12 protein-coding genes are annotated in these 12,022 nt (G+C 47.5%); all 12 read left to right on the top strand.

What is annotated here, in order from left to right; genetic code table 11:
* Positions 1-136: 136 nt before the first annotated feature.
* Positions 137-568, top strand: a complete 432-nt coding sequence (gene mraZ, locus G3255_RS11065) for a division/cell wall cluster transcriptional repressor MraZ (RefSeq protein WP_101805122.1) — start codon at positions 137-139, stop codon at positions 566-568.
* A gap of 21 nt (positions 569-589) precedes the next feature.
* Positions 590-1,528: a 16S rRNA (cytosine(1402)-N(4))-methyltransferase RsmH gene (rsmH, locus tag G3255_RS11060; RefSeq protein WP_211654509.1), complete on the top strand. Its 939-nt coding sequence runs from the start codon at positions 590-592 to the stop codon at positions 1,526-1,528.
* A gap of 12 nt (positions 1,529-1,540) precedes the next feature.
* Complete coding sequence (ftsL, locus tag G3255_RS11055; RefSeq protein WP_058383507.1) at positions 1,541-1,900, top strand: cell division protein FtsL; 360 nt, start codon at positions 1,541-1,543, stop codon at positions 1,898-1,900.
* On the top strand, positions 1,897-4,224 hold the full coding sequence (locus G3255_RS11050; RefSeq protein WP_211654508.1) for a penicillin-binding protein: 2,328 nt from the start codon (positions 1,897-1,899) through the stop codon (positions 4,222-4,224). The genes ftsL and G3255_RS11050 overlap by 4 nt, the downstream gene beginning before the upstream one ends.
* Positions 4,225-4,261: 37 nt before the next feature.
* Positions 4,262-5,230, top strand: a complete 969-nt coding sequence (gene mraY / locus G3255_RS11045; protein WP_211654507.1) for a phospho-N-acetylmuramoyl-pentapeptide-transferase — start codon at positions 4,262-4,264, stop codon at positions 5,228-5,230.
* Entirely contained in the window at positions 5,231-6,595 is a 1,365-nt protein-coding gene (gene murD / locus G3255_RS11040) for a UDP-N-acetylmuramoyl-L-alanine--D-glutamate ligase (RefSeq protein WP_211654506.1), read from the top strand.
* Between the two features lie 18 nt (positions 6,596-6,613).
* A complete protein-coding gene (locus G3255_RS11035; RefSeq protein WP_211654505.1) occupies positions 6,614-7,396 on the top strand; it encodes a cell division protein FtsQ/DivIB in 783 nt (260 codons plus the stop codon).
* Positions 7,374-8,111 (top strand): DUF881 domain-containing protein, encoded by a 738-nt coding sequence (locus G3255_RS11030; RefSeq protein WP_211654504.1) that lies wholly within the window; start codon positions 7,374-7,376, stop codon positions 8,109-8,111. Before G3255_RS11035 ends, G3255_RS11030 begins: the two co-directional genes overlap by 23 nt.
* Positions 8,112-8,113: 2 nt before the next feature.
* Positions 8,114-8,830 carry a DUF881 domain-containing protein gene (locus G3255_RS11025; protein ID WP_211654503.1) on the top strand — a complete coding sequence of 239 codons (717 nt, stop codon included), beginning with the start codon at positions 8,114-8,116 and terminating at the stop codon, positions 8,828-8,830.
* 2 nt (positions 8,831-8,832) lie between these two features.
* Positions 8,833-9,195: a small basic family protein gene (locus tag G3255_RS11020; protein WP_211654502.1), complete on the top strand. Its 363-nt coding sequence runs from the start codon at positions 8,833-8,835 to the stop codon at positions 9,193-9,195.
* A gap of 104 nt (positions 9,196-9,299) precedes the next feature.
* The gene (gene ftsA, locus G3255_RS11015; protein ID WP_211654501.1) at positions 9,300-10,589 is read left to right on the top strand and encodes a cell division protein FtsA; all 1,290 of its coding nucleotides are present in this window, start codon (positions 9,300-9,302) and stop codon (positions 10,587-10,589) included.
* Between the two features lie 57 nt (positions 10,590-10,646).
* Complete coding sequence (ftsZ, locus tag G3255_RS11010; protein WP_058383516.1) at positions 10,647-11,837, top strand: cell division protein FtsZ; 1,191 nt, start codon at positions 10,647-10,649, stop codon at positions 11,835-11,837.
* Positions 11,838-12,022: the final 185 nt, after the last annotated feature.

Below are 12,022 nucleotides of genomic sequence, written 5' to 3'. Positions count from 1 at the left end.
CTGCATATGCAGGCTTTTTTTATGTCAAGTAAACTCTTTGAGATGAAATGCTGTAACAATAGTGAAATATTTCAAAAACAAGTGGTGGCATGTGGGGGAATGTGGTACATTAATTATAATAAGTGGGGTGAAAGGCATGTTCATGGGCGAATTTCAACACAATGTTGATGCTAAGGGCAGATTAATCGTTCCTGCAAAATACCGTGAACTGCTTGGTGAGCATTTTGTGATCACTAGAGGCCTGGATCAGTGCTTATTTGGTTATCCAATGAATGAATGGAATAAAATTGAAGAGAAATTAAAAGAAATGCCAGTTACGAAAAAAGACGCACGCGCATTTACCCGTTTTTTCTTCTCAGGGGCCCAGGAAGTGGAACTTGATAAGCAGGGGCGCGTCAATATACCTGCAAACCTTTTGTCATATGCCAAAATCGAAAAAGAATGCGTCATTCTAGGCGTCTCCAACCGGTTCGAAATATGGGCGAAAGATGCATGGGAAGCGTATTTCGAAGAATCCGAAGAATCCTTTAATGAAATTGCCGAAAACTTAACTGACTTTGATTTTTAATTAACGAACGGGGGGACTGGGTTGTTCAATCACACTACAGTTTTGCTGCATGAAACTGTCGATGGGCTGAACGTTCGTCCTGATGGCATATATGTAGATTGTACACTCGGCGGTGCCGGCCATAGTGAATATTTGGCCCAGCAGCTATCCGATCAGGGACATCTGTACTGCTTTGATCAGGATGTAACAGCAATCGAACATGCAAAAGAAAAACTGAAAGACCATTTACATAAGATCACTTTTATCCATGCAAACTTCAAGGATTTAAAGGAAGAGCTGGAAAACCGCGGAATCGAGCAAGTTGACGGCATTTTGTACGATCTGGGCGTTTCATCGCCTCAGCTCGATACGCCGGAACGTGGATTCAGCTATCATCACGATGCACCGCTCGACATGCGTATGGACCAAAGTGCGGAACTGAGCGCTTACCATGTCGTGAACGAATGGCGTTTCGAAGACTTGGTACGCATTTTCTACCGTTACGGTGAAGAAAAATTCTCCAAGCAGATTGCGCGTAAAATCGAAGCTGCCAGGGACAAGCAACCGATCGAAACGACCGCGCAGCTGGTGGAATGCATCAAAGACGGCATTCCGGCCCCAGCAAGGCGTAAAGGCGGCCATCCGGCAAAACGCGTATTCCAGGCGATCCGCATCGCAGTTAATGATGAACTCGGGGCTGCTGAAACTTCTTTGCAGGATGCGATCGACATGCTCGCTATCGGCGGAAGAATCAGCGTCATCACTTTCCATTCGCTCGAAGACCGCTTGACAAAGGCGTTGTTCAAAGAAGCGTCATCGCTTCCGGAACTGCCTCCGAACTTGCCGGTCATCCCGGATGGGCTAGAACCAAAATTGAAATTAATTACACGAAAACCAATACTGCCATCGGAAGAAGAATTGGCACATAATAATCGGTCGCGTTCCGCTAAGTTGCGGATTGCGGAGAAAATCAAACTCTAAGGACGTGTTTAAATGGCGTTGAATGCGAGAACCCAAACCTACATCCAGCAGCCGGCCGTTCCGCAAAGTCCGAATAGACAGCCGGCAAAAAAGAAAAAACGCATCACAAAAGGCGAAAAAATCCTTTACACAGCTTTCCTGGCTGTTTGTATCATGTGTGCATTGCTCGTCTTGCAAAATCAGTCGACAATCCAAGCTTCCACGCAGGAAATCCAGACAATTGAAAATTCAATCAATGAAACAACGAAACAAAATACCGATTTGTCCGTGCAAGTAAGTGAACTGTCTTCATATGAGCGCATTTGGTCGAAAGCAAAGGATTACGGCTTAAAATTAAATGAGCGAAATGTAAAGGTAGTGCCGGGACAATGAAGAAAAAATTTCGTTTTCAAGGAGGAGCCTTTCTGCTATTTTTACTATTTGCAGGGCTCTTTTTCCTTTTAATGGCCAGAATAATCACAATTCAAGCGACGGGCAAAGTGGAAGGGCAGGAATTGGCTGCCAGAGCAGCTGCCAAATACAGCCAGGAAGAAGTACTGACCGCAGAACGCGGAAAAATTTTGGACCGCAACGGGGAAATTATTGCAGAAGACACATTAACGTATAGATTAGTGGCGGTGTTGGAGGAATCGATGACGACGAATCCTGAAAAACCGAACCACGTGATCGATGCCGAGGAAACAGCGGCGTACTTGTCTGAACAATTGGGTACGCCGAAAGAAGAATTGTTAAGCATTTTGGAGAATGGAATCGAAAAAGACCGTCACCAAGTGGAGTTCGGTGCAGCCGGACGCGAAATCAGCCACACCCAGATGCTCGAGATGAAAGAAAAAGATTTGCCGGGCTTATTGTTCGTCAAGGACCTTAAACGCCTTTACCCAAACGGTGTATTCGCCTCCCATCTGATCGGCTTCGCCATGAAAGAAGAATTAGAGGATGGCCAAGTCAAGACAAAAGGCAAGATGGGCTTGGAATCGATCCACGATGAAGTCCTAACAGGCAAAGACGGCAAGATGGAGTTCGATACCGACAAATGGGGCTATCTATTGCCGAATAGCCAAGAAGCGGTCACTCCCGCTGTCGACGGGTCCAATCTCCAATTGACGCTGGACCGCACGCTTCAGAACTTTCTGGAAGATGCTATGTCGAGTGTCCAGGAGGAATACAACCCGGCACGCATGATCGCAGTGATCGCTGATCCGGATACCGGCGAGATCCTCGGCATGTCTCAGCGCCCGACCTTCAATCCAAACACGCGCGAAGGTTTATCCGACAACTGGTTGAACGAAAGTATTGAGCTAACGATTGAGCCTGGCTCGCCGATGAAGGTTTTCACATTGGCAGCTGCTATCGAAGAAGGCAAATGGGATCCGAATGCTTATTATAATTCCGGAACCTATACATTGTTGGACCGCACGATCGGCGACCACAACAGCGGCCGTGGATGGGGAAGCATCACATTCCTTGAAGGCTTCCAGCGTTCTTCCAACGTATCGATGGGCTATTTGCTTGAACGCCTCGGCGCGGATAATTTCATGAATTACATCGATGCATTCGGTTTCGGCGAAAAAACCGGCATCGATTTGCCGAATGAAGCGGCAGGGAAGATTCTGGATCAATACCCGATCAATAAATTAACTACTTCCTATGGACAGGGATCGACGGTTACGCCGATCCAGATGATCCAGGCAGCGACAGCGCTGGCCGGAGATGGCACGATGATGAAGCCATATATCATCGATCAAATCAAGAATCCTGATACAGGCGACGTGACCGTGAAATCTGAACCTCAAGAAGCAGGTACACCGATCTCACCAGAAACAGCAAAAAAAGTCCGTGAAATCATGGCTTCCACTGTCACTTCGGAAGTTGGTTCTGCGCAAGGCTTCGCATTGCAGGATTATTCTGTCGCCGGTAAAACCGGTACAGCGCAAGTTCCTGGAGAAGACGACCGCTACATGACGGGCAGGAATAATTATTTGTTCTCATTCCTCGGAATGGCCCCGGCAGATGATCCGGAATTGTTAATTTATATCGGCGTGCAGCAGCCTCAATTGCCTGCAGATGAATATGGTTCTGTTCCGGTTTCAAAAATCTTCACGTCCGTCATGGAAAATGGCTTGAAGTATTTGAACATTGCACCTGAGAATTCTGTGGAAGCAAAGACTGTTGAAATTGAAGACTACAAAGGACTTGCCATGGAAGAGGCGGTTTCGCAGTTGAAAGCCAAGGGAGTGAACCCAGTTGTTGCTGGTGATAATTCTCAAATAAGTGATCAATACCCAGCAGCCGGTGAAAAATTGCTGGCCGGTGAAAACATCATTTTGAGAACCAGCGGCACCACGGCAATTCCAGATTTCACAGGCTGGTCAAAACGTGAACTGCTGGCATTCCAGGCGCTCAGTGGATTGCCTCTTGAAATCGCAGGGCAAGGCTTTGCCATGACGCAAAGCGTTGCTGAAGGCGCAGTGCCTGCAAAGGGAGAATCTGTTATCATCGAATTGCAGCCGCCAGAAGTATTCTATCCGGAGCAATCGCTGAATGCCGAAGAAGCACAGCAACAGACTGAAACGGATCCAGCTGGAGCGGAAAGCCAAGAAGCAACAGAACCCGCAACAGAACCAATAGCGGAAGAAGCAACAGAAGAACCAGCAGCAGAACAAACGGAACAACCGGTGGATAATGAAAACGAATAAATGAACGAGTGTACTCGTCTTTAAAGGAGCTCTATTTATGGAAGGTATAAGTATATTTGGATTTGGGATCGCATTGATCATGACCGTCGCATTGATGCCAGTATTCATCCCGCTATTGAAACGCATGAAATTCGGGCAAAGCATTCGCGAGGAAGGTCCGGAATCACATTTGAAAAAAACGGGGACACCGACGATGGGCGGATTGGTGTTCCTGATTTCCATTATCGTGACGGTCATCTTAGTGGCCGCCTTCAATGGCGAATTGAGTACTCAAGTAGTCATATTATTGATTGTCCTATTCGGTTACGGATTGATCGGATTTTTGGATGATTTCATCAAAGTGGTGCTTAAGCGCAATCTTGGGCTGACTTCGCTTCAGAAGTTGCTGGCGCAAATCGTCATTGCCGTTTTATCATTCTTTTTGCTGCGTGCAAACGAATTTAATACGGCACTGGGCATTCCGTTCACAGATGCATCCATCGAACTCGGCTGGGTATACGTCTTGTTCATCGTGTTCTGGTTGGTCGGCTTCTCAAACGCCGTCAATTTGACGGACGGGCTTGATGGGCTTGTCGCAGGAACGGCATCCATCGCTTTTGCTGCGTTCGGCATACTGGCAATCGTCCAGCAGGAAACCGGAATTGCCTTGTTCACGTTTACGGTAGCAGGCGGATTGATCGGATTCCTCATCTTCAACAAATACCCAGCAAAAGTATTCATGGGCGATACAGGGTCTTTGGCTCTTGGCGGTGCGTTAGCCATGGTGTCGATCCTATTGAAACAGGAATTGCTCCTGCTCTTGATTGGTTTGGTGTTCGTCATTGAAACCGCTTCTGTCATTTTGCAGGTCGGAAGTTTTAAACTACGGAAAAAACGCATATTTAAAATGAGCCCGATCCACCATCATTTTGAATTGAGCGGCTGGTCTGAATGGAAAGTGGTCACCGTATTTTGGGGTGTCGGTTTCATCAGTGCCGCGGTTGCCGTTTTATTGGAGGTCATGTAAATGAAAGATTTGCCGCAATTGCATCAAAAGAAAGTGCTTGTACTCGGATTGGCGAAAAGCGGCTTTACAGCTGCCCGCCTGTTACATAAACTCGGGGCATTCGTAACGGTCAATGATTCCAAGCCCTTCGAAGAAAATCCCGAAGCCCAGGAGCTATTAAATTTGGGCGTTACTGTCATTTGCGGGCGCCATCCGGAAGATTTATTGGATGAAGGTTTTGAACTTGTCATCAAGAATCCAGGGATTCCTTACCGAAACCTGCTGATCCAGAAAGCTTTGGAAAAAGGCATTCCGGTGTGGACGGAAATTGAGCTGGCCTACCGCATCAGCGAAGCGCCGTTTATCGGCATTACAGGATCGAACGGTAAAACCACAACGACGACTTTGTTGTTCCATATGCTCAACCAGGACGGCAAGTCACCGCTTATTGCAGGGAATATCGGCACAGTGGCAAGCGGCGTGGCAGAAAAAGCGACAGCTGACCACGTTATCGTCACAGAGCTTTCTTCATTCCAACTAAAAGGGACGGAATCCTTCCGCCCGCACATTTCGATCATCACCAATTTATATGAAGCGCATCTGGATTATCATGGATCGTTGGAAGATTATATCGGATCGAAAAAGAAAATCACGGAAAACCAGACAGCTGAAGATTATTTCATCTACAATGCCGATCAGCAGATGCTCGTGGACCATGCCAAGACAGTTAAAGCACAAGGTGTTCCTTTCACGTTGAAAGGCCGTACAGAAGAAAGCATCAGCGCAGACAGCGAATATATTTATTGGCAAGGCGAACCGTTAATCGAGCGCAAACGGATCATGCTGGCAGGTGAGCACAACCTCGAGAATATTTTATCCGCCACTGCGGCGACACTTCTTTCCGGAGGGACGAAAGAGACCATCATCCGCGTGCTAACTTCTTTCACTGGGGTCAAGCACCGTTCACAATTTGTTGGGGAATGGCAAGGCAGACGGTTTTATAACGATTCGAAGGCAACGAATGAACTTGCTACCAAAAGTGCGCTAGAAGCTTTCAACGATAACATCGTTTTGCTTGCAGGCGGATTGGAACGCCAGCATTCCTTAGAAGAATTGCGCCCATTCATGGACCGCGTGAAAGTGCTTGTCACTTTCGGCGAGACGGCGGATCGTTTTGCTGAATTTGCAGAAAGCTGCCATGTCCCAAACATTATCAAAGCCGGCTTGATGGACGATGCTGTCGAAAAAGCGGTCAGCAATTCGTCGCCAGAGGATACGATCCTATTGTCTCCTGCTTGTGCGAGCTGGGATCAATACGAAAGTTTTGAAGTTCGGGGCGATGCGTTCATTGAAGCGGCCCGAAAATATACAGAAGCGAACGAATAAGGCGAAGGAGCGGCGGTTATGGACAAAGTTATAGACATCGAAGAACGCATACCAACGCTCCGGGAGCGGCGCAGAAAAAGGTCGAACCGCAAGTTTGCGGCTTTATTGACCGTTTTTCTTTCGTTGCTGTTCATTCTTTTATACAGCCAGTCCACTTATAGCGAGATCCGTGACATCAAAGTGACAGGCGCTGAATTATTCGATGGCGAGAGCTATGAGCAGGCCAGCACTTTGGCAGTTGGGGATTCGATGTGGTCATTTGACAGCGGAGAGATTGAACAAGAAATCGAATCGCTCGAATGGGTCGAATCGGCAACTGTCGAAAAGAAATGGCTGAGCTCTGTTGAAATCGAAATCGAGGAATTTGTCGAGATGGGGTATTTGGATCAAGGCAATAGCTACCAGGTGGTCTTGTCGAATGGTGTCGTGCTCAACCAGCCGATCAGCGTCGTGGAAGGACCGATCTTTTTGAATTTCGAAGATGAAGCGAAACGTGAAGCGCTAATTGAGCAGTTGGTCAAAACTGACCCAGAAGTGCAAAATCTCATCTCTCAAGTCATTTTGGATACGGAACGGGAACGCGCGGATTACATCACGATTTATATGAATGACGGAAACGAAATCAAGGCGATTTTATCGACTTTGGCAGAAAAGATTAATTATTATCCTTCTGTCACCGCCCAACTCGAAGACCGCAAAGGCATTATCGATATGGAAGTCGGCATCTATTTCCGTTCCTATAACGATGTGTTCGGATTGGCGGAAGCGGGTGAGGAACTTGAAAACATCGAAGAACAATGACCGCAAAAGCATCAGCAAGTCGATCGTCTTCTCGCTCGTTTTCTTGGTTCTCGGATTTATCATGGCCTATTCGTATAGTTTGTCGAACCAGCAGGAAGCGGAAAGTAATTTCACGGGAGCCAGTTTTTTCGAGCAAAAAGAACAATACAGGAAAGAATTGATCGAACAGCAAGAGCGCAATAAAGAATTGCGCGACGAGCTGGATGATAAGCAAAAAGCTGTCCAGGAATTTGAGCGCTCTGTGGTGGATGGCGAGGAAAATTATATGGTTTACGCCCGGGAGGCAGAAGAGTTGAGACGCTTCCTCGGGCTTGTTCCGGTTAAAGGGCAAGGTTTGAAAGTGACTTTGCAGGACGGCGATTACACGGCTGACAATGTGAATCCGAACGACTATATTGTCCATGAAAGCCATGTATTTCAAGTGATCAACGAACTTTATCTTTCCGGAGCCGAGGCGATTGCAGTGAATGGGCAGCGGATTCACGGCAATTCCCATATTGTCTGCACGGGTCCTGTCATCACAGTCGACGGCATCCAGCATCCTGCGCCATTCATGATCGAAGCGATCGGCAGTCCAGAGGTGTTGACTGCCTCCATGCAGCTGTCAGGCGGCGTTCAGGATCAGCTCGTCAACGATAACCTCACTGTTACGCTTGATTCAGGGCAAGTCATCCGCATGCCGGCACTTTTGTCGGAGTTGGAGGCAGGAGGATGAGGATGCAAAAACGAATCACGGGCCGTTTTACGGTCATTCTTTTTATTATCGGTTTTATGACAGCGACACAATACAATACTATAAATACGGATGATAGCCGGGATTCCCGCGATACGTGGGAAATCCGCCAGCAATTATCAAGGGAAAAGCAACTTTATTCGGAACTGCTGTCAGAAATCAGTTTGCTTGAAGACACACTTGGCAAGTATAGCGACGAAGCGACTCAAGACCCGGAAGCGGTTTTGAAAGAAACGGTTGCAGATTTACGGAGCACCGCTGGTTTTTCGCAAGTGACTGGGCCGGGAATCGAACTCGAGATCCGCCCATCACTTGAAGCGATTGCGCTTGGAACCGAGATAACGGAAATTCCGCCGGATTTATTGATTCGTTTGGTGAATGAAATCAACCGCTTTGACGGCATTGAGTTAGCGATTGCAGGGGAGCGTATCATCAACACGACCGCAATACGCGATATCAATGGCTACACCACGGTCAACGCAGACCCCATCTCGACGCCGCCATTCACAATCGGCATTACGGCAACGAGCATGGAGGAAGCGCGGAAACTTGCAAGTCATCTGACGGCATCCGCGATTCATGATGATTTTTACATAGACGATTTGACGATAACTATTTCAGAGCTGCAGGAAGAATTGGTGCTGCCGGCTTTTGACAAAGAAATCAACATGGAGCATCTACAAGCTGTGGAGGGGGAGTAGGGATGTGGATATCGATTCTTGGATTGCTGTTGGGCATTTCGCTTGGCTTGTTGACGGATATCCAAATACCGCCTGAATACGCCAGTTATTTATCGATAGCGGTACTTGCTTCCCTGGATACACTCTTTGGAGGCATAAGGGCTCACTTGCAGCAAGTATACGACGACAAAGTTTTTGTTTCGGGGTTTTTCTTCAATATTGTTCTTGCCGCAGGCCTCGCTTTTCTCGGTGTCCATTTAGGTGTAGATTTGTATTTGGCAGCCATTTTCGCATTCGGCGTCCGGCTATTCCAGAATATTGCGGTGATCCGCCGCATTTTGCTTTCGAAATGGACCGAAAAAAACAAGCTTGGTGAGGCGAATTGACGAATTGCAGGAAAATTTTCTAAGTTTCGCTATTTTACTTAGACAAGGTGTGTATTTTACAATAGAATGTAATGTAGAGAAGTTTTATAAGGAGGTGCCACGAGTTGAGTCAATCAGAATTATATGTAAGTTTGGATATCGGGTCTTCCTCCGTTAAAGTATTAATCGGAGAAATGACCAATAAATCGTTGCACGTCATCGGCGTCGGCAACGTCAAATCTAATGGAATTAAAAAAGGTGCGATTGTTGATATAGATGCAACTGTCCAGTCCATCAAAAAAGCTGTCGATCAGGCAGAGCGAATGATCGGCAAAGAAATCCACGAAGTCGTGCTGGGCATTCCAGCCAACCAAGTGGCATTGCAGCCGGTTAAAGGAATCGTTGCAGTAAACAGCGAGAACCGTGAAATCACGGATGAGGACCTGGAACGCGTGTTGGAAGCGGCACAAGTAATGTCGATTCCGCCAGAACGTGAATTGGTCAATATCATTCCTGAAGAATATGTCGTCGATCACCTTGGCGAGATCAAAGACCCTAGAGGCATGATCGGCATCCGTCTTGAAATGGATGGTACAATGGTAACGACTTCGAAAACGGTCTTGCACAATGTGCTTCGCTGTGTTGAACGCGCGGGTCTTGAAATCCGCGAGATTTATGTTCAGCCGCTAGTAGCCGGAAGCTATGCGTTGACGGAAGATGAAAAGAACCACGGAACGGCCTGCATCGATATTGGCGGTGGGTCGACTTCAATCGCAGTATTCCGTGATGGCCACCTGCGTGCGGCATCGGTCATTCCCGTCGGAGGCGACCATGTGACGAAAGATTTGTCGATTGTCTTGAAAACCCCGACAGAGCAAGCTGAAAAAATCAAGCTCGAACATGGCCACGCGTTCTTTGACGACGCTTCTGAAGAAGAAGTATTCGAAGTGCCGGTGATCGGTTCGGATTCAAGAGAACAATATAGCCAAAAATACATATCTGAAATAATCGGAGTTCGCATGGAAGAACTTTTCGAATTGATTTTGGATGAGTTATATCGCCTTGGCATCGATGAGCTGCCTGGCGGTGTCGTATTGACAGGCGGGATGGCCAAAATGGACGGCCTTCCAGAACTGGCAAGAAGCATTCTCCAAACGCGGGTGCGCCTGTTCACGCCTGAGTTTATCGGAGTTCGCGAGCCGCAGTATACAACAGCGGTTGGATTGATCCAATACGCTTACGCAGAAGATTTGTTCTACGGAAACGTCGGCCATAGTTCAGCAGCTGCACATTCGCAGAAACCTGAGTATGTGGAGCAGCAGCCGAAAAAGCAAAAACAGCCGAAACAACCGAAACAGGATAACGAAGGTGTCGTAAGCAAAGCCAAAAAAATGTTTGATCGTTTTTTTGAATAAAATCATCATTGTGTCCGGCTTATGTTCAAAAGCTGAGCAATCTTAGGAGGAAAAAGAATGTTGGAATTTGATACAAATATCGATGCATTAGCCGTAATTAAAGTCATTGGTGTCGGTGGCGGCGGAAACAACGCAGTCAACCGGATGATCGAACATGGAGTTCAAGGGGTGGAATTCATCGCTGTCAACACAGATGCGCAAGCCTTGAACCTTTCGAAAGCAGAAACACGCCTGCAAATCGGCGGAAAATTGACACGCGGACTTGGCGCCGGCGCTAACCCGGATGTCGGGAAAAAAGCAGCAGAAGAAAGCAAAGAACAAATCGAAGAAGCTTTGCGCGGAGCCGATATGGTCTTCGTAACTGCCGGCATGGGCGGGGGCACCGGTACGGGTGCTGCACCGGTCATCGCAGGTATCGCTAAAGAACTTGGCGCATTGACAGTGGGCGTCGTTACTCGTCCGTTCACATTCGAAGGCCGCAAGCGTTCGACTCAGGCTATCGGCGGAATCGCGACAATGAAAGAATCAGTCGATACATTGATCGTCATCCCGAATGACCGTCTACTCGAAATCGTCGACAAAAACACGCCGATGCTTGAAGCATTCCGTGAAGCGGATAATGTCCTTCGCCAAGGTGTACAAGGCATCTCTGATTTGATCGCGGTTCCTGGCCTTATCAACCTTGACTTCGCCGACGTGAAAACGATCATGTCGAACAAAGGCTCAGCGCTTATGGGTATCGGTGTCTCTTCAGGAGAAAACCGCGCTGCCGAAGCTGCGAAAAAAGCCGTATCAAGCCCATTGCTTGAAGTATCTGTCGATGGGGCAAAAGGCGTCTTGATGAACATTACTGGCGGTTCGAACTTGAGCTTGTATGAAGTACAGGAGGCTGCCGATATCGTCGCATCCGCTTCAGATGAAGAAGTGAACATGATCTTCGGTTCCGTTATCAACGATAACTTGAAAGATGAAATCGTCGTCACGGTTATCGCTACTGGATTCAACGAAGAACAATTGAACCCTGCTGGACGCGCACCACGCGGATCTGGATTGAACGCAAACCGCATTCAGTCGATTCAGCAGCAAAACCCGGCTCCTTCTATTCGTGAAGCACGCCGCGAAGAACAGTCCCAGCGCCGCGAAGAGCAAACTCCTTATTACAACCAGGAGCCTCAGCGCCAGGATAAGCAAAGTGAAGATGCGTTGGACATCCCGACATTCCTACGCAACAGACAAAAACGCCGTTAATACGAAAACAGCTGCCGATTCGGCAGCTGTTTTTTCTTTTAGGAGGGCATGGAGGTTTTTAAAAAGTCGGTTGCCACGATTCCTTCATAAATTCGTTGAAAAATAGCTGTCTTTATTGTTTTAATGCCGGGCTGAATTGATAAATTTGCTTTGGCTTGGTACAATAAAGTGAACGTCTATAGAAA

Source organism: Planococcus sp. MSAK28401, assembly GCF_018283455.1.
Classification (GTDB): Bacteria; Bacillota; Bacilli; order Bacillales_A; family Planococcaceae; genus Planococcus; species Planococcus alpniumensis.
This window is presented reverse-complemented; position numbering and strand designations above follow the sequence as displayed.